This is a genomic window from Nocardioides sp. (genome assembly GCF_047606145.1).
Lineage (GTDB): Bacteria > Actinomycetota > Actinomycetes > Propionibacteriales > Nocardioidaceae > Nocardioides.
Genome location: NZ_JASGET010000160.1, coordinates 1 through 18,133 on the forward strand (window position 1 = coordinate 1; position 18,133 = coordinate 18,133).

At 71.8% G+C, this 18,133-nt stretch carries 18 protein-coding genes; 6 read left to right on the forward strand and 12 right to left on the reverse strand.

Features of this window, described 5'->3' with window-relative positions:
• Positions 1–1,015, reverse strand: a 1,015-nt coding sequence (locus QM638_RS21865; RefSeq protein ID WP_415145587.1) for an MFS transporter, incomplete at its 3' end; no start/stop codon positions are given.
• A 77-nt stretch (positions 1,016–1,092) separates the two neighbouring features.
• Here QM638_RS21865 and QM638_RS21870 point away from each other — a divergent pair.
• Complete coding sequence (locus QM638_RS21870) at positions 1,093–1,680, forward strand: TetR family transcriptional regulator (RefSeq protein ID WP_415145616.1); 588 nt, start codon at positions 1,093–1,095, stop codon at positions 1,678–1,680.
• A gap of 9 nt (positions 1,681–1,689) precedes the next feature.
• Here the strand turns inward: QM638_RS21870 and QM638_RS21875 are convergent, their stop codons facing one another.
• On the reverse strand, positions 1,690–2,868 hold the full coding sequence (locus QM638_RS21875; protein WP_415145588.1) for a MalY/PatB family protein: 1,179 nt from the start codon (positions 2,866–2,868) through the stop codon (positions 1,690–1,692).
• A 226-nt stretch (positions 2,869–3,094) separates the two neighbouring features.
• Here QM638_RS21875 and QM638_RS21880 point away from each other — a divergent pair, with 226 nt between their 5' ends.
• Positions 3,095–4,051: a hypothetical protein gene (locus QM638_RS21880; protein ID WP_415145590.1), complete on the forward strand. Its 957-nt coding sequence runs from the start codon at positions 3,095–3,097 to the stop codon at positions 4,049–4,051.
• Positions 4,052–4,128: 77 nt separating this feature from the next.
• On the forward strand, positions 4,129–4,881 hold the full coding sequence (locus tag QM638_RS21885; RefSeq protein WP_415145591.1) for a pentapeptide repeat-containing protein: 753 nt from the start codon (positions 4,129–4,131) through the stop codon (positions 4,879–4,881).
• A gap of 9 nt (positions 4,882–4,890) precedes the next feature.
• On the opposite strand, the gene menD is transcribed toward QM638_RS21885, so the two are convergent.
• The 3 genes from menD to QM638_RS21900 are packed head-to-tail and all read right to left on the reverse strand — an operon-like array spanning position 4,891 to position 8,631.
• Positions 4,891–6,588: a 2-succinyl-5-enolpyruvyl-6-hydroxy-3-cyclohexene-1-carboxylic-acid synthase gene (gene menD, locus QM638_RS21890; RefSeq protein WP_415145593.1), complete on the reverse strand. Its 1,698-nt coding sequence runs from the start codon at positions 6,586–6,588 to the stop codon at positions 4,891–4,893.
• Entirely contained in the window at positions 6,575–7,516 is a 942-nt protein-coding gene (locus QM638_RS21895) for an o-succinylbenzoate synthase (protein ID WP_415145594.1), read from the reverse strand. The genes menD and QM638_RS21895 overlap by 14 nt, the downstream gene beginning before the upstream one ends.
• Positions 7,513–8,631, reverse strand: a complete 1,119-nt coding sequence (locus tag QM638_RS21900; RefSeq protein ID WP_415145596.1) for an AMP-binding protein — start codon at positions 8,629–8,631, stop codon at positions 7,513–7,515. The genes QM638_RS21895 and QM638_RS21900 overlap by 4 nt, the downstream gene beginning before the upstream one ends.
• Before the next feature lie 70 nt (positions 8,632–8,701).
• Between QM638_RS21900 and QM638_RS21905 the strand changes: the two genes are divergently transcribed.
• The 3 genes from QM638_RS21905 to QM638_RS21915 are packed head-to-tail and all read left to right on the forward strand — an operon-like array spanning position 8,702 to position 12,212.
• On the forward strand, positions 8,702–10,033 hold the full coding sequence (locus QM638_RS21905; protein ID WP_415145598.1) for an MFS transporter: 1,332 nt from the start codon (positions 8,702–8,704) through the stop codon (positions 10,031–10,033).
• Positions 10,018–11,319, forward strand: a complete 1,302-nt coding sequence (locus QM638_RS21910) for an MFS transporter (RefSeq protein ID WP_415145600.1) — start codon at positions 10,018–10,020, stop codon at positions 11,317–11,319. The genes QM638_RS21905 and QM638_RS21910 overlap by 16 nt, the downstream gene beginning before the upstream one ends.
• A 17-nt stretch (positions 11,320–11,336) precedes the next feature.
• Positions 11,337–12,212 (forward strand): 1,4-dihydroxy-2-naphthoate polyprenyltransferase, encoded by an 876-nt coding sequence (locus QM638_RS21915; protein WP_415145602.1) that lies wholly within the window; start codon positions 11,337–11,339, stop codon positions 12,210–12,212.
• Positions 12,213–12,353: 141 nt separating this feature from the next.
• On the opposite strand, the gene QM638_RS21920 is transcribed toward QM638_RS21915, so the two are convergent.
• The 7 genes from QM638_RS21920 to QM638_RS21950 are packed head-to-tail and all read right to left on the reverse strand — an operon-like array spanning position 12,354 to position 18,071.
• The gene (locus tag QM638_RS21920; protein ID WP_415145604.1) at positions 12,354–12,995 is read right to left on the reverse strand and encodes a maltokinase N-terminal cap-like domain-containing protein; all 642 of its coding nucleotides are present in this window, start codon (positions 12,993–12,995) and stop codon (positions 12,354–12,356) included.
• Positions 12,995–13,270, reverse strand: coding sequence for a DUF4229 domain-containing protein (locus tag QM638_RS21925; RefSeq protein ID WP_415145606.1), 276 nt, complete (start codon positions 13,268–13,270; stop codon positions 12,995–12,997). Before QM638_RS21925 ends, QM638_RS21920 begins: the two co-directional genes overlap by 1 nt.
• On the reverse strand, positions 13,267–14,397 hold the full coding sequence (gene ccsB / locus QM638_RS21930; RefSeq protein ID WP_415145608.1) for a c-type cytochrome biogenesis protein CcsB: 1,131 nt from the start codon (positions 14,395–14,397) through the stop codon (positions 13,267–13,269). The genes QM638_RS21925 and ccsB overlap by 4 nt, the downstream gene beginning before the upstream one ends.
• Entirely contained in the window at positions 14,394–16,025 is a 1,632-nt protein-coding gene (locus tag QM638_RS21935; protein WP_415145610.1) for a cytochrome c biogenesis protein ResB, read from the reverse strand. Before QM638_RS21935 ends, ccsB begins: the two co-directional genes overlap by 4 nt.
• On the reverse strand, positions 16,022–16,780 hold the full coding sequence (locus tag QM638_RS21940) for a cytochrome c biogenesis CcdA family protein (protein WP_415145612.1): 759 nt from the start codon (positions 16,778–16,780) through the stop codon (positions 16,022–16,024). Before QM638_RS21940 ends, QM638_RS21935 begins: the two co-directional genes overlap by 4 nt.
• Entirely contained in the window at positions 16,777–17,385 is a 609-nt protein-coding gene (locus tag QM638_RS21945) for a TlpA family protein disulfide reductase (RefSeq protein WP_415145614.1), read from the reverse strand. The genes QM638_RS21940 and QM638_RS21945 overlap by 4 nt, the downstream gene beginning before the upstream one ends.
• Positions 17,382–18,071, reverse strand: a complete 690-nt coding sequence (locus QM638_RS21950; protein WP_415145618.1) for a histidine phosphatase family protein — start codon at positions 18,069–18,071, stop codon at positions 17,382–17,384. Before QM638_RS21950 ends, QM638_RS21945 begins: the two co-directional genes overlap by 4 nt.
• Positions 18,072–18,133 lie beyond the last annotated feature (62 nt).

Genomic DNA, 18,133 nt, shown 5'->3' on the forward strand with positions numbered 1-18,133 from the left:
CCGCCGAGGCGGCGCCGGTCCGGGCCGCGAGCCGGGGCGCGAGCACACGCGCCGCCGGCATCATGCCCAGGGCGAGCGGAACCAGGCTGGCCGCCGCCTCCCATGGGCTCTCTCCCAGCACCAGCTGGAGGTACTGCAGGACCAGGAAGATGAACCCGAAGAAGGCGAAGAACTGACCGGTGACGGTGAGGGTGCCCACGCGGAAGCCGTCTCGCGCGAACAGCCGGGGGTCGAGCAGCGGATGCGCCGCGCGGAGCTCCCAGGCCACGAAGCCGGCCATCACGAGCGCGCCGAGTCCGAGGCCGAGCAGCGTCCGGCCGGCGGCCCAGCCCGCGGTGGGCGCCTCGATGACGGAGAAGACCAGCAGTCCGAGGCCGACGATCGCGATGACGGCGCCGGGCCAGTCGATCGGTGGCGCGTCCGGGTCCGCGGACTCGGGTACGACGAGCAGGGTGCCGACCAGCGCCAGCGCCGCCAACGCGGCGTTGACGACGAAGACCGACTGCCACGACCACACCTCGAGGACCGTCCCGGAGGCGAGCAGGCCGAGGATCGCGGAGGCACCCGCGACGCCGGCCCAGGTGCCGACCGCCTTCTCCCGCTGCTCGGCCGGGAAGGTGCTGGTCACGGTCGAGAGGGTGGCGGGCATGACCAGCGCGGCGCCGAGGCCGAGCACGGCCCGCATGGCGATCAGCCAGTGCGCGTCGGCGTACGCCGTCGCGGCGAGCGCCCCGCCGCCGAAGACCGTCAGTCCCGCGATCAGTGCTCGGCGACGGCCGTAGCGGTCGCCGATCGCACCACCGGGCAGGAGCAGGGCGGCGAAGACGAGGGCGTAGGCGTCGACCACCCACGACAGCTCGGTCTGCGAGGCGTGGGTGGCCCGGGCGATGGACGGGATCGCGACGTTGAGCGAGGCGACGGTCGAGACCACCGTCGCGAGAGCGAGGCAGGTGACCAGCAGCACCTGTCGGTGCGTTCCGGGGTGGGTGCGCCGTTGATCGGTCATGACGGACATCGGCGGTCTCCTTCGAATCGGTGGTTCGAGTTCGTCGAGAGGAGCGTCGTCGTGGCGCCGGCTATATTTCAATCTTGATGAATAAACGCCGACGCGGCCGCCCGTCCGGGCCGACCACCGCACGCGCCGACATCCTCGATGCGGCCAGGCGGGGCTTCCTGGAGCACGGGTACGCCGGCACGACGTTGCGGGCCGTCGCCGCGGAGGCGGGCGTCGACGCCGCGCTGATCAGCTATCACTTCGGCTCCAAGAGCGGCCTCTTCGGCGCCAGCATGGGGCTGACCGCCAACCCGCCGCAGGTGCTCGCGGCCGTCCTCGAGGGACCGGCCGCGACGCTGCCCGAGCGGCTGGTCCGCGCCGTTCTCGGCGCGTGGGACGACCCCGAGCGCGGTCTCGCCCTACGGCGTCTCGCCGAGGGTGCCATCCGCGACCCCGAGGTGGCGCGACTCTTCCGCGAGATGGCCGAGAAGGAGATGGTCGGCCGGATCGCCGATCATCTCGGTGGCCGCCAGGCCCGGGCCCGGGCGGCGGCCGCCGCGGCCCAGCTCGCCGGCCTGATCTTCCTGCGCTACCTGCTGCGGGTCGAACCCTTCGCCTCGGCCTCGGCCGATGAATTGGCCCGGCAGCTCACGCCAGCACTGCGGATGGTGCTCCTGGCGCGGTGACATGCGAGCTCAGCCGTCCTGGGCTGTCTGGGCTGTCTGGGCGTGCGCGGCCAGCCGGGCGACCGCCTCGACGATCGTCTCCGGCGCACAGCCGATGTTCATCCGGGCGAAGCCGGCCCCGGGGTCACCGAAGTCGAGTCCGCGGACGAGGGCGACCCGGGCCTTCTCCAGGGCGAACCCGGCGGGGTCCTCGCCCCAGCCCAGGCGCGACAGGTCGAGCCACGCCAGGTAGCCGGCCTCCGGCCGGCCCATCCGGACCGCCGGCAGCCGGCGCGCCAGCTCGCCGCGCAGGACCTCGAGGTTGTCCTCGATGGCGGCCACGGTCTCGGTGAGCCAGCCACGACCCTCGGTGAAGCCGATCCGAGTGGCGATCGCACCGAAGAGCCCGGTGCGGACGGACACCTCGGCCGGCAGGGAGTCGATCAGCGCGGTCATGGGGTCGCCGGCCGTCACGAACATCGCGCACTTGAGGCCGGCCAGGTTGAATGCCTTGCTGCCGGACTCCGCGGCGATGCCGTGCTGCCGGGCCTCGTCCGAGACCGAGAGGTACGGCGTGAAGGTGGCACCCGAATGGGTCAGCGGGGCATGGATCTCGTCGCTGAGCACGAACCCGTCGTGCCTCGCGACGATCCGGGACAGCTCGACGAGCTGCTCGGGTGGATGGATCAGTCCGAGCGGATTGTGCGGGTGGCACAGCAGGATGCCCCGCGCACCATCGCGCAGTGCGGAGTCGATGCCGGCGAGGTCCAGCGCGAAGACACCCCCGTCATCGGTCAGCGGAACCTCGACGACCCGCGCTCCGGCCTCGGGCAGCAGCTCGAAGAACGGCGGGTAGACGGGCGGCGTGATGACGACACCCTCCCCCGGCCGCACCAGTCGACGCAGCGACTCCACGATGACGACGCTGACGTCGGTCGTCGTACGGATCCGAGGCGGGTCGGGCGACCAGCCCCAGGCCTCGCTCGCGTAGCCGGCGAAGGCCCGGGCCACGCCGCGGTCGCCGAGCTCGACGTACCCGGTGTCGCCGAGCTCGATCGCCCGGGCCAGCGCCTGCCTGATCGGCGGCGCGAGCGGGAAGTCCATCTCGGCGACGAACATCGGCAACACGTCGTCCGGATAGGCCTGCCACTTCTCGCTGGTCCGCCGTCGCAGGGCGTCGTACGGCGCTGCCGTGGTGCGGTTGTTCATCCGATCCGCCTTCGATGGGTGGTGGGCTCCAACATCTCATCCCGCTCTCATCTCCCGGTGCCGGACGAGCTCCTCTCCGCCCCTGGACGATCGCTTGGCCGGCCGCCGGGGTCTCGATACGCTCGCTGGTGCTCGCGAGGCATTGCGCCTGCGGGCCTTCTGCTCTCACCTCAGGGTCCTCGGCCACGACAAGTTCTGGATCAGTCTCACGAGAGGGGACCTCACAGTGCAGGATGCCAGGAACGAGGATCAGCTGATCCTGTGGGCGGGCATGGTGCTGCTCGACAACGGGTACTACGTGCTCGGCTCCACCGGACTGATCGAGGACGTCGAGGTGTTCGCGGACGTCGAGGACGGCGCGGACGGCGATGTCCTCCGGCGCCACCAGGAGGACATGCCGATCCTGGTCGATGCCGCGACGGCCATCCAGGTGGCCGCGTCGGTGCTGGTCGACCACACCGTCTCGACCAGGCCGCACCAGGTTCTGGTGTTGAGTGGTGCGGCGTCGATCCGGTCCTGGGATGGTCTCGACGCGACGCCTCGGGCCGCGGAGGTCCTTGGCCCGGGGACGTGGGCGGTAGCGATCACCGATACGCCCGGTCCGAGCCGTCACGTCGATGACGGGGAGAACGGGGAGAACGGGGAGGAGGACGCAGAGGACGCAGAGGAGATCGTCGCTCAGGTGATCTCGGTGGCACCGCTCGACAACGCGGCGACGACCTGGCTGGAGGAACGCGGCGACCCACCGACCCCACCCGTGACCGCCGAGACCACCGACCCCAGACTCGACCTCGACATCGACACGAAGATCGGCCCGGGTGCGTACCGCATCGTGGTCGTCCCGTCGGCCGACCCGGACGCCGGCCACTCCACCGCGCCGATCGAGGTGTGCCGGATCACGACACCCGTCGCCGGGATGCTAAGCGTCACCCCCGTCCCGAAGAGCTACGGCCCGAATTTCACCGTTGGAGACTGGAAACTTGTCGGCGTGGCCGATGTGCCGGCCAACGCCGAGGTCCGTCTCCTCACCGCCGCAGACAAGCCCCCCAGGCGAGTCCCCGACCCACTCTTCGACGGCCCCGGCCGATTCGGAGTGATGGTCATGGATCCCCCCGATGACCCGGACGAGGCAGCGGACGTTGCCTACGTCCTTGGCGACATTCGGATCGAACTGTTCATCTGAATGTCGCAGAGCGAGGTCGCGGTGGCATGTCGAGACCACCGCCCGACCCGCCCCTTGAGTCTCGATAGGGTCGAGTGGTGAAGGCACCGGAGGTCACCGCGCTGCGCCGCCGCTGGGATGCAGCGGACGTCGAGCTCCTTCGGCAGCAGCTGCTCGAGCAGTCACGGGTGGTCAGGCCGCCGCACGCGCTCGGCTCCCGCTGGCCCGACACCGCCGACGGGCTGACCGACCTGCGGGGGCTGGATGCGGGCAAGCAGGGCATCGACCTCCGGTACGTGACGCTGGAGCGCATCGACCTGAGCCTCTCCCGCGGAGCCCTCACCGCGTTCGAGTCCGAGCTGTTCGACTGCCGCCTCGACTCCGTCGTCCTCACCGGGCAACCGCGCCTCAACCGCCGCTTCGAGCCCTGCAGCTTCCGCAACGCCAAGCTCCCCCGCCTGGCGCTCGGGCCCCGGATCGTCGACTGCGACTTCACCGAGGCGAAGGCGCACAGGCTGCGCTCGGTCCCCAACACGGTCTTCGAGCGCTGCACGTTCGATGCCGCCGACCTGGCGGGGGCCCAGTTCGCCGACACCTCCTTCGTCGACTGCACCTTCGCAGACACCCAGCTCTCGGCAGCGACGACCTTCGCCCGATGCTCCTTCACCCGCACGGGCATCGACTTCGCCGCCGCGCGGGTGTCGGGATCGAGGGCGGACGGCGACGCGCTGCCCGACCGATGGGAGGGCGAGGCCGAGGCCACCGCCGCGTTGGACCGGTACGCGCGGACCTACGCGCGTGCGGTCGAGAACGGCGACGAGGACGCCATGCCGCTGGACCCCGCCGGATAGACGGCCGACTCAACCGGCCAGCCGGCGGATCGCCTCGTCGAGCTCGCGACGCTCGCTCCGGTCGACCACCACCTCGATCACCTCGATGCCGCCGGCCGGGCTCGCCAACGCCTGATCCAGCTCGGGGCGGGAGGTCACCCGCAGGTGCGGCGTACCCGAGGCCTCGCACAGCGCGGCGATCGAGACCCCGTGCGGCGTACCGAAGAGGCGCTCGAACCGGTCGGCGTACTCCGGCGCGCCCTGCTCCAGCGTCGCGAAGATCGAGCCGCCGTCGTCGTTGACCACCACGATGGTCAGCTCCGCCGCCGGCTCCTCGGGCCCGAGGAACAGACCGCCCGCCTCGTGCAGGAACGTGACGTCACCGACCAGTGCGAACGAGCGACCGCCATGCTCCGGGTTCAGCCGCTCGCGCGCCAGCGCCGCGCCGATCGAGGTGGAGACCAGGCCGTCGATCCCGGCCAGACCGCGGTTGGCCATCACCTTGCGTCGCGAGCCGACCGGGAACGGCCACGCCATCAGGTCCAGGTCACGGATCGGGTTGGACGGGCCCACCACCAGCAGCCCGCCCGGCGGCAGCGCCTGTGCCACCGCGCCGGCGACGTCGTAGCCGCTGAGCGCACCCTCCCCTCGGCGTACGGCAAGCAACTGGTCGACCTGCCGCGCGACCGAGCGGTCGGCCGCATGCCACCGCGCCAGCCAGCCCGACCCGGTCGCGTCGGCCTCCGGCTCCCCGTGCACGTGCAGGCCGGCCAGGATGGTCCGCTCGACCGGGAACGGTCGCCTGGTCCAGACCCCGTCGGTCTGCGCGGCGATCACGGCCACGTCGGGACGGGCCAGGAGCGCGCCGACCGGTCGGGACAGGGTGGGGTGGCCGTAGACCACGACACGCTCGATCCGCCCCGCCAACGGCGTCTCCAGCAGGAGCCGATAGGTGCGCAGCGCGGTCGCCCCGGTGCGCGACCCGGAGGACGGCTCGGCCAGCAGGGGCCACCCGCCCGCCTCGGCGAGGCGTCGGGCGTCGGGGCCGGCGTCGTCTCCGGCGACGACCACCGTGCGCGGCGTGCCCGGCCCGGTCGAGATCGACTCGTAGACCGCCGGTACCACCCGGGCCGGCGGCTCACGGACCTCGATCGGATCCGGCGTCCAGCGCTCGGCAGGGGTGAGCGGTTCGGCGAAGGCGACGTTCCAGTGCACCGGCCCGCGGGCGGCCCAGGCCTCCTCGACCACGGTGGCCGGAACCGTGTCGCCGGCCTCCTCGCCAGCCCCGCCGCCAGCCCCGTCACCCGTCCCATCGCCCGTCCCATCGCCCAGGTCCACGGTCTCGATCAGCCGTCCGTAGATGCCCACCTGGTCGGTGACCTGGTTGGCGCTGGTCCCGCGCATCGAGGCCGGTCGGTCCGCGGTGACCACCACCAGCCGAACGCCGGTGTGGGCGGCCTCCAGCACCGCCGGGTGCACGTTCGCGGCCGCGGTGCCGGAGGTGCAGATCACCGCCGCACGGGAGTGGCTCTTGGTCAGCCCCAGCGCCAGGAAGGCGGCCGAGCGCTCGTCCATCCTGGTGTGCAGCCGCACGAGTCCGGCAGCGGCGGCATCGGCGGCGGCGAAGGCCAACGGCGCGTTGCGCGACCCCGGCGCCAGCACCACCTCGCCGACGCCGACCTCGACCAGCGCGGCGAGGACCGACCGTGCCATTTCAGTGGAGCCCATCGACCCTCCTCAACCGCTCGTGCCACCACTCGACCCGCTGCGGGGCCGGCTCGGCCGCCGCCAGTGCGGCGGTATCGACGCTCGGTACCCGGACCGGGAGTGTCCCATCCTCCTCGATCAGCGACTCGGTCACCGGATCGTGGGTCAGCAGCGACACCGTCGCCAGTCCGCACGCGTACGGCAGCTCCGGCAGCGCGGCGGCGAGCGCGACCCCGGCCGCCATCCCCAGCGAGGTCTCCAGCGCCGAGGAGACCACCACCGGAAGACCGAGGTCCGCCGCGATCCGCAGGCAGGTCCGCACCCCGCCGAGCGGCTGCACCTTCAGCACGGCGATGTCGGCGGCCGCCAGGTCGCGCACCCGATAGGGGTCCTCGGCCCGGCGGATCGACTCGTCCGCCGCGATCGGCACGTCCACCCGCCGGCGCACCGCGGCCAGCTCCTCGACGGTGGCGGTCGGCTGCTCGACGTACTCCAGGCCGCCGGCGGCGCGGTCGAGGACGCCGATCGCGGAGACCGCCTCGTCCACCGTCCAGCCGCCGTTGACGTCGATCCGGATGCGGCCGCCGGGCCCGAGCGAGTCGCGGACCGCCTCCACCCGTGCCAGATCGTCGGCGAGTCGCTGACCGCGGTCGGCCACCTTCACCTTGGCGGTGCGGGCGCGCGAGGCGGTGACCAGCGCGTGCGCGCGCTCGGCCTCGAGGGCCGGCACCGTGACGTTGACCGGGACGCGATCCCGCACCGGAGTGGGCCAGTCGCCGGCCGCCGCCTCCTGGGCACAGCTCAACCACGGGGCGACCTCGCGGTCGTCGTACTCCAGGAAGGGCGACCACTCCCCCCAGCCGGTCTCGGTCTCCAGATAGACGCCCTCGCGGACGGTGATGCCGCGGAACCTGGTCCGCATCGGCAGCGACCAGACGTGCACCCTCACGCCGGCCCCTGCCCCGTCGCTGCCTGCCCCGTCGCTGCCTGCTGCGTCGCTGCCCGCCCCGTCGCCACCTGCTGCGCCAGTGCGGCCAGCCGCAACCGGTCGGGCTTGCCGTTGGGCAGCCGCGGCAGCCCCGGCCGCCTCGGGAGTACGACGACCTGGCGCGGCGCCCAGGTGCGCGGGTGCGCCGCGGCGACCCAGTCGCGCAGCTCGCCGAGCCGGACCTCGGCGGCCGGATCCGCCGGTCCCCGGTCGGGCACCACGAAGGCGACCACCCGGTTGCCCCACTCCTCGTCCGGGACCCCGAGACACTCCGCGTCGTGGACGCCGGGATGCTCCCGCAGCCGCCGGCCCACCAGCGCCGCCGGCACGTTGACCCCGCCGCTGACGACCATGTCGTCGAGCCGGCCGAGCAGGGTGAGCCGGCCGTCCTCGATCCGGGCGGCGTCGGAGGTGAGGAACCAGCCGTCCACCAGGGTCCGCGCGGTCAGCTCGGGCTCGCCGTCGTACCGGTCGAAGAGGGTGGGCCCGGCGATCCGCAGCCGGCCGTCGGGTCCGGTGGCCACTCGGACCCCGTCGAACGGCACGCCGTCGTACACGCAGCCGCCGCAGGTCTCCGCCGAGCCGTAGGTGGCCACCATCCGCACCCCCGCCGCCGCGGCGCGCGAGCGGAGCGCGGGGTCGATCGGACCGCCGCCGACCAGGACCGTGTGATAGCTCGCCAGCGCCGCCGCGTCGCTGGCCAGCAACCGGTGCAGCTGGGTGGGCACCAGCGAGCAGAACCGCCGGGCGTCCCCCAGCGCCTCGGTGGCGGCGGTGAAGTCCGGATGGTCGGCGAGCACGACCGGCGGGGCACCGGCGGCCAGCGCACGGCTGACCACGTTCATCCCGGCGACGAAGCCGGCCGGGACGGCGAGCAGCCAGCGGCTCGGCCGCCCGGACGACAGCGGCGACCCGGTCAGCCGGCGCGCGGAGAGGTCGATGGAGGCCTCGACCGCGGCCCGGGAGAGGACCACCCGCTTGGGGACGCCGGTCGAGCCGGAGGTCTCCACCACCCAGCCCTCGCTCCCGGTCCCGGACAACCAGTCGGCGAGCCGCGCGATCCGGGCCTCATCCATGCCGCGAACGGTAGCCGTCGGCCGGTGGCGGGAGGAAATGCGGTCGCGGCGCACGGAGCGGGGTGGTGGAATGGCCGCCGTGCCAGGACGTCTCGGGAGCTCGCTTCGTCGCCTCATCCCACCCACCCCGCTGTCGCGGCGGCTGGCCACCCAGTCCCTGCTCTTCGCCACCGCGGAGGGCACCTTCATGACCGGCTCGGCGGTCTTCTTCACCCAGGTCGTCGGGCTCCGGGCCGCCCAGGTCGGGCTCGGCCTCACCATCGCCGGGGTCGCCTCGTTCCTGGTCGCCTATCCGGCCGGCCGGCTGACCGACCGGATCGGCCCGAAGCGGATGTGGTCCCTCGGTGCGCTGGTGGCGGCGTCGATGTTCGCGCTCTGGCCGTTCGTCGGCTCGTTCGGCGCCTATCTGGCGATGGCGGTGGTCGTCGAGACCATGGAGAACGCCGCCGGCGCCGGCCGCAACGCCTACATCCTCGACGTGATGCCGGAGAAGGAGCGGGTGGCCACCCAGGCCTACATGTACTCCTCGCTCAACGTCGGCTTCACCCTCGGCGCCATCATCGGCGGCGTCGCGCTGGCCTTCGACGACCTGACGGTGGTCCGCTGGCTGCCGCTGTTCGCCCTGGCGATCGGCCTGGTCAACGCCTACTTCATCGGGCACCTGCCGCACGCGCCCCACGACGTCGCGGCGGCGTCCCGCGCCCGCGGCGAGAAGCGGCGCCGGGCACCCGGTCCGGGACCGATGCGCAATCTCGGCTGGATACTCATCAGCTTCTTCAGCGGCACCCTGTGGACCAACCAGGTGTTGCTCAACATCGTCATCCCGCTGTGGCTGGTCGAGGCCACCGACGCGCCGCACTGGCTGCTCGCCTGGCTCTTCGGCACCAACACGGTGTTGTGCATCTTCCTGCCCGCCTACACCTCCCGCGGGGTCGACTCGCTCTCGGACGCACTGCGCTCGGTCCGGATCTCCACGGCGTTCTTCGTGCTCTCCTGCGGGATCACCATGGTCACCCACACCACCGCGGGCCTCGTCACCATCCTGCTGGTCTGGCTGGGCCACGTGACGGTGACCGGTGCGGAACTGTTCGTCTCGGGCGCCTCCTGGGCGTTCCAGGCCACCCTGATGGACGCCAGCCGTCGCGGTGAGTACGGCGGTGTGGCCGAGGTCTTCTCCACCCTCGGCGGCCGCTGGGCGCCGGCGCTCTACACCTTCCTGGCGATGTCGTGGCATCCGGCCGGGTTCGCGAACGCCGGCTGGCTGGTGATCGCGGCGATCGCCGTACTCGCCACCGCCGGCATGCACCCGTCGGCCCGGCTGGCGGAGCGCTTCCTGGTCCGCAACGGTCTGACCCGGCCGAACGTCGAACCCGAGATCGAGGCCCCTTGCGCAACCTGCTGAACCGGATCCTCTCCGACGACCCGCTGATCCGGTCGATGTCGTACCAGTCGGTGCTCTCCGCCTTCGGCGAGGGCGCCTTCCTCACCGGCTCGGCGGTCTTCTTCACCCAGATCGTCGGCCTGAGCGCCGGGCAGGTCGGCCTGGGACTCACCCTCGCCGGGGTGGCGACCTTCCTGCTCGCCGTACCGCTGGGGAGGCTGGCCGACCTGGTCGGCACCAGGCGAACGTGGATCCTGGGCAGTCTGCTCGAGTCGGTGCTCTTCGCCACCTGGTTGCTGGCCGGGAACTTCGCCGGGTACGTCGCAGTGACGATCGCACTCGAACTCGCGCAGACCTGGACGCTGGCCGGTCGCAACGCCTACCGCTTCGAGGTCTTTCCGCGGGACGCACGGGTGCGCTCGCTGGCCTACATGCGGGCCTCGCGCAACGTCGGCTACACCCTCGGGGCGCTGGCCAGCGGGCTCGCCCTGGCCGCGGACAGCGACACCCTGGTCAAGGCGATCCCGCTGCTCACCGCCGGGGTCCTGCTGATCAACACCGCCTGGGTCACCCGGCTGCCGCACCTCGAGCCCACCGCACCGGTCGGACCCGGAGAGCCGCCCGGGTACGCCGACCGGACCGGGCCGGGCGCCGAGAAGGAGCCGCCCGCACGCCGTACCGGCGCCCTGCACAACCGCGGCTTCCTGCTGGCCAGCTTCTTCGACGGCGTGCTCGGCACCCACGGCGTCCTGCTCAACACCGTCATCCCGTTGTGGCTGGTCGAGGAGACCGACGCCCCTCGGGTGCTGCTGGCCTGGCTCTTCGGCACCAACACCGTGATGGCGGTCCTCCTCCAGGTCGCGGCCACGCGCGGCGTCGCGGACGTGTCCAGTTCGCTGCGTGCCGAGCGGCGCGGGGCGGCCTGTTTCGTGCTCTCCTGCGCGATCGTCGCCATCACCCACGACACGGCCGGCTGGCTGACCATCGCGCTGGTCTGGCTGGGGCACGTGACGGTCACCGGCACCGAGCTGTTCCAGTCGGCCGGGCAGTGGGGTCTCCAGGCGGAGCTCTCCGACCCCGCGCGGCGCGGTGAGTACCAGGGCGTCGCGCAGCTCGGCTACACCTTGGGGACCGTGTGGGCGCCGGCCGCCTACACCTTCCTGGCGGTCCACTGGGGCACGCCCGGCTGGGCGGTCATCGCCGGGATCGTGGTGATCGCCGCGGTCGCCGTACACCCCGCCGCGCGCAGCGCGGAGCGCTACCTCGTCCGGCACATCAGCCCGGATGCGGTGCCGACCGCCCGTTGAGTGTTCAATGGTCGGCTGTGGCGACCCCTGCGCAGTGGCTCGAAGGAGCCCGACCCCGCACCCTCCCGGCAGCCCTCTCCCCGGTCATCGCCGGGACCGGCGTGGCCGCGTACGTCGACCGGTTCGTGTGGTGGAAGGCGCTGCTCTGTCTGGTGGTCAGCCTGGCGCTGCAGATCGGGGTCAACTACGCCAACGACTACTCCGACGGCATCCGGGGCACCGACGACGCGCGGGTCGGCCCGCTGCGGCTGACCGGCTCCGGGGCGGCGCCGCGCGGCGCGGTCAAGGCCGCGGCCTTCGCCTGCTTCGGCGTCGCCGCGGTCGCCGGCCTGGTGCTCGCGATCAGCACCGCCTGGTGGCTGGTGCTGGTCGGCCTGGCCTGCATCCTGGCCGCCTGGTACTACACCGGGGGAAGCCACCCCTACGGCTACCACGGGCTCGGCGAGGTGATGGTGTTCGTCTTCTTCGGCCTGGTCGCGGTGCTAGGCACGACGTTCGTACAGACCGAGACCTGGGAGTGGGGCGCGCTGTGGGCGGGCGTCGGCGTGGGCGCCGTCGCCTGCGCGCTGCTGGTGGCCAACAACCTGCGCGACATCCCCGGCGACACCGTGGCCGGGAAGATCACCCTCGCGGTGCGCCTCGGCGATGCCGGCACCCGCCTGCTCTACCTGGCGCTGGTGACCCTCGCGGTCGCGGCGGTCGTCGCGGTCGCGGCGGCCACCTCCTGGTGGGCACTGATCGGCATCGGCTTCCTGCTGGTCGCCGGGCAGGGTGTCCGCACCGTGCTCACCCGGAGCAACACCGGTCCGGCGCTCATCCCCGCCCTGCAGCAGACCGGCCTCGCCGAGCTCGTCTGGGCGGTGCTGGTCGGCGTACCGCTGCTGTTCGCCTGAGCTCCGGGCGAGTGCGGCGACAGGTGCCCGCCGGACCGCCCATCAAGGTATGCAGCCGAACGACCGCTTCCCCGTCGGAGTTCCACAGGGGAAGTGCCTACTCGGCTGCATACCTAGCCGAACGCGCCCCGCCGGCGCCGGCTACAGCTTCCGTACGCCGACCAGCGACCCCTGGCCGTGCGGCCAGGTGACATAGAGGGTCTCGTCGCCGGCCACCGGCACGGTGTCCGCGCCGACCAGCTTCGCGATGGTGAGCTGGAAGCCACCGGCCTCGACGATCGCGACCGAGTCGTCGCGCCGGATCGCCACGCCGTCGAAGAGCGGCGTCTCGTCGGCTCGCCACGATCCGGAGCCCCGGGCGAAGACGGTCAGCTCGCGCTCGCCGATCGGCTCGCCGTCGCGGTGGATGATCATCGGCTCCTGCTCGGCGCCGGTCAGCGCCGCGGCGAGGAGCACCCGGACCGCGACCGGGTCCACACAGCCGTCGTACACCCAGCGAGTGCCGAGCACGCTGTGTTCGGTCGTCCCCACCAGGAAGTCCTCGGCGCCCTCCAGCGGTGATCCGCGGTAGGTGAGCGGCAGATGCAGCACCTGCCCCTCGGTGAGGCCGGTGCCGGCGACGAGCAGGCACTCCACGCCGACCCGGCCCGCCGGGTCGTCGAAGCGGTACGAGCCGATCGGGGAGAGCTCTCCCACCGCGGCGGCCCAGGCCTGCCGGCCGAGCCAGCCCGAGACGAGCTCCGTCTTGCCCGGCGTGAGCGTCGCCTGGTGCACCTTCGACATCAGACCCCGCCCTCCTGCTGGTGCTCCTGCTCGTCCTCGCGCGTGCGGATCGCCTCCACGGTCCTGGTCGCCTTGGCCTCGACCTTGCCGGCGAACGCCTGCCGCTGCCGGTTGAGCAGCCTGATCGAGGCGACGCCGCTGACCAGGAACGAGATCACCAGGGCGTAGAACCAGTTGAGCGTGTCGGCGGCCAGCAGCCAGATGCCGGCCACGATCGCGAAGGTGGCGACGAAGATCGCGAGCCGCAGCCCGGTGTAGAGCCAGAACTCCTTCATCGGCTCACCACCCGCACGACCGACGCCGCGCCGCCGGTCTGGCCCACGCTGGTCTGGCCCACGCTCGTCTGGCCCACGCTCGTCTGGCCCAGTCCGGCGTAGGAGTGCTGGGAGTCGGTGGAGAAGTAGTTGATGCCGATGAAGTTGAACCAGAGGGTGGCCATCCCGACGATCGCCAGGATCGCGGCGTTGCGCCCCTTCCAGCCGGCCGTCGCCCGGGCGTGCAGGTAGCAGGCGTAGACCACCCAGGTGATGAAGGCCCAGACCTCCTTCGGGTCCCAGTTCCAGTACGACGACCACGCCTGGTGCGCCCAGATCGGGCCGGTGATCAGCACCGCGAAGGTCCACACCGGGAAGCCGAAGGCGTGGATCCGGTAGGAGACCCGGTCGAGCACGTCGAGGGAGGGCACCTTGGAGAGCCAGCCGGTCTCGCGATCACCGGTACGCAGTTTGACCAGATACATGATCGAGGCGATCCCGCCCAGCGTGAACGCCCCGGTGGAGATGATCGCGGAGACGACGTGGATGACCAGCCAGTAGGAGTTGAGCGCCTCGGTCAACGGGGAGACCGGCTCGTAGAGCCACAGCACCGCGACCATCAGGCAGATCAGCACGAAGGCGACCACCCACGGGGCCATCCAGGCCAGCTTGAGCCGCGGCCGCAGCGCACAGTAGGCGAGCGCCACCACGAAGGTCCCGGAGATGGTGAACTCGTACATGTTGCCCCACGGCACCCGGTTCGGGTCCGCCGCCATGCCGCGACCGACCAGCGCCACCAGGTGCGCGGCGACCGCGATGATCGTCAGCAGATAGCCCAGCCTGCCGAACATCGCCTCGCGCTGGGCGCGCGGATCCCAGTCGCCGTCCTGGGTGGAGTCACCCGCGGCGGAATCGCCCGGTCCCGCATCGCCCGGTCCCGCCTCGGCCAGCGTCGAATCATCCGGTGCCGCATCGACCCGTGCGGACCCGACCCCGGCCGGCACCGGCTCCTCGACCACCCGGGTCGCCGTACGCTTCCCGACCAGCGCCGACCACTCCACCAGATGGCAGAGCAGCGCGAGGAAGTAGATGATGCCGGCGGCCGCGATGGCCTGGTTGCTGAGCGTCTCCCAGTCGTGGTTCGTCATGAGGGCTCCTGTGTCGAGGTGCCGCGCAGAGCGGCCGTGAGGCTGTCCAGCACGGCCGTCGGGTCTCCGCCACCGGACCGGTCGAGGACTGCCACCTCGACAAGTGTGCCGTCCTTGGTACGCCGAGCGCGAACCCACACCCGTCGCGGCCTGATGAACAGCGACCCGATCAGGCCGAGCAGCGCCAGCGAGACGCCGGCCAGCGCGATGTGCCTGCCGGGCTGCTTGCTGATCTGGATCTTGTTGAACTTCTTGATGCCGTCGAAGCTGATCGAGCCCAGCCCGTTCGGCAGCTTCACCGTCTGGCCGAGCTTGAGGTTGAACGCCTTGCCGCCCTTGGCGGTCACCTTGGTGGCCTTGGAGGTGTCGAGCTGATAGATCGACTGCTCGCTGCCGGTCAGGTTGAGGTTGCCCTTCCACACCGTCATCGACAGCATCGCGTGCGAGCCGTCGCCGATGTCGCCCTGCAGGTTGATCGGGTCGCCGTTGGTGCCGGTCCACTCGTAGGGGTAGAAGAGCGCCTGGATGCCGAGCCCCTCGGGCTTGGCGTACTGATTCTTGACCACGCCGAAGGAGAGCATCGAGGAGTCCTCGGGCAGGAAGACCTGCGGTCCGGTCGTGACGACGTTGCCCTCACCGTCGCGCACCGTGATCACCGGCGCGTAGCCGAACCCGATCAGGAACAGCTGGGTGCCGTCGATCGTCAGCGGGTGGTTGACCCGCAGGTCGTATTTCTTCGCCGCGCCCTCGCCGGTCGTGTAGGACAGGTGCGACTGGAAGCCGCGGGAGAGCCCGGCCTTCTCCCCCGAGGTCACCCAGTCCACGTCGAAGGAGTCGATGGAGAAGCTGAACTTGTCCAGGTCGTCGGTGGAGAACAGGCTGCCCGGGTCCAGGTCGTCGTACTGGGTGATCTGGTTGGAGAACCCGTACTGATCGCCGACGTAGACGATGACGCCGCCCTTGTAGCCGAACAGGCTGCCCATCGCGAAGCCGACCAGCACGATCAGGATGGAGAGGTGGAAGACCAGGTTGCCGGCCTCGCGCAGGTAGCCCTTCTCGGCGCTGACCGAGTCCGGCCCATCGGTGTCCTCGACCCCGGCGGTGTCGTCCCGGCGCAGCCGGTACCGCTTGCGTCGCAGCACCCGACGTGCCCCGGCGAGCACCTCCTCGGGGCTCTCCTCGGTGAGATAGGAGGTCGAGTCGGGCATCCGGCTCAGCCGGTACGGCGTCGTCGGCGGTTGCGCCCGGAAGCCGCGCCAGTAGACGAAGAGCCGCGGCACGATGCAGCCGACCAGCGAGACCATCAACAGGATGTAGATGGCCGCGAACCAGGGCGTGCCGTAGACGTCGAAGAGCCCGAGCTTGTCGTAGATCGGGGTGAGCGTCTGGTGGGCGGCCTTCCAGTTCGTCACCTTGAGGCTGTCGATGCCGCTCTGCGGGATCAGCGAGCCCGGCACCGCGGCCAGGGCGAGCAGCAGGAGCAGCAGCAGCGCCGTCCGCATCGAGGTGAGCTGACGCCACAGCCACCGGGCGAACTCGACGATCGTCAGCTCGCTCACCCGGCTGGTGCGGTCGCGGACGGTACGGCGGGGCGAGCGCTTCTGCTCGCGAGGCTTGGTGGAGCTCACAGGGCGATGCCCTGCCAGTGGTCGACGATCCAGTACTGCAGGTGCTGTACGGCGTAGGTCCACCAGCCGGTGAGCAGCGCCAGCCCGACCACGATCATCAGCACCCCGCCGACCCGGGTGATCGTCTGCTGGTGCCGCCGTACCCAGGTCAGGGCGCCGAGCGCCTTGCGCCAGGCGAGCGCGACGACGATGAACGGGATGCCGAGGCCGAGGGCGTAGAAGGCGAGCAGGACTCCCCCACGGGCGGCGGTGCCCTGGTTCCAGGCCAGGCTGGAGATCACGCCGAGGGTGGGGCCGTTGCACGGGGTCCAGCCCAGGCCGAAGAGGAAGCCGAGCACCGGCGCCGCCGCCAGGCCGACCGCCGGGATCGTGTGGAACCGGACGTCGCGCTGCAGCGCCGGGATCAGGCCGAGGAAGGCGATCCCCATCACGATGCAGAGCACGCCGAGGATCCGGTTGGCCAGGTCCTGGTAGCCGACCAGCCAGCTCGAGACGCCGCCGACCGCGAGTCCGAGAAGCACGAAGACGACCGAGAAGCCGAGCACGAAGAGCACCGCACCGAGCAGCATCCGGCCGCGGCGGACGTTGCCGGTGGCCAGGTCCGCGCCGGACAGCCCGGTCGAGTAGGAGAGGTAGCCGGGCAGCATCGGCAGCGTGCACGGCGAGACGAAGGAGAGCAGCCCGGCCACCAGGGCGACCGGGATCGCCAGGATCAGCGAGCCGCCGTTGGCGGTGCTGGTGAACCAGTCGGTCATCCGGCACCCCCGGTCAGCGAGGACGGGGCGGTGGGGCCGCCGGCGTCCTCGATCACGCCCGCCAGGGTGGCACGGCTGGTGAGGGCGCCGTTGATGGCCGCCGCGACGCGGCCCTGTTTGTCGAGCACGATGGTGGCAGGCGTCGCCCGCGGGCTGGAGTAGTCGCTCAGCGCCAGCAACACCGTGCCCTTGGGGTCGTAGAGGGACGGGTAGCTGACGTCGTTGCCACGCTCGAAGGAGAGCGGCTTGGCGGTCGAGGTGTCCCGGATGTCGATCCCGACGAAGGCCACCTTGCCGCTGTAGGCGTCGTACACGTCGCTGAGCACGGGCGCCTCGGCCACGCAAGCGCCACACCAGGCGCCCCAGACGTTGATCACGGTGACCTTGCCGCGGCTCTCGGCCATGGACAGGTGCTTGCCCTCCAGGGTGGTGCCGGAGAGCTCCACGGGGTCGCCGCGCTTGGCCACCGGGATCTCCTGGACCGTCCCGTCGCCGCTGATGAAGCCGGCGTTGTTGGTGCCGGTGCTGCCCCCACAGGCCACCGAGAGCACCAGCACGGGGGCGAGCAGCAGGCCCAGCGCCCCGGTACGGCGAACCAGGCTCACGGCGCCTCCCCCTGCGGGCGCACCTCGGCCGGGGCGTCGCCGGCGGAGAAGGGGGCGTGCTTGTCCCGGACCGGGATGAGGTCGCCGGCCGGCTCGGAGTAGGTCAGCGCGACGAGACGGTCGTCGGCGTAGTGGAAGGAGGTGAGCGAGCACAGCGTGCACTGGCGCTTGCGCGGGTCGTGCAGGAAGCTGCGCCGCTCCGCCGCCAGCCGGGTGGTCCAGATCGGGAGCTGGTGGGAGACCACCACCGCCTCGTGGCCCAGGGCCTGCTTGCGGGCGTCCCCGATCGCGGCCATCATCCGACCCACGATGTCGCGGTAGGGCTCGCCCCACGAGGGGCGCAGCGGGTTCCACAGCTTCACCCAGTTGCGCGGGTCGCGCAGCGCGTTCTCGCCGCGGCCGAACCGCTTGCCCTCGAAGGCGTTCTCCGACTCGATGACCCGCTCGTCGAGCACCGGGGTCAGATCCCGGGCCGCGGCCAGCGGGGCCGCCGTCTCCTGGGCACGCTCGAGCGGGCTGGAGACGAGATGGGTGATGTCGCGCTCGCCGATCTCGTCCGCCACCCGCTCGGCCATCCGTCGGCCGAGCTCGGAGAGATGGAAGCCGTCGCGGCGACCGTAGAGCACGCCCTCGGGGTTGTGCACCTCGCCGTGTCGCAGCAGGTGCACGATCGTCTCGGTGCTCACGCCGTCTCCCGACCCCGGCCGTCGGCGGCGGCCGCGGCCGCGCGGGCGGCGGCCGGCAGCGC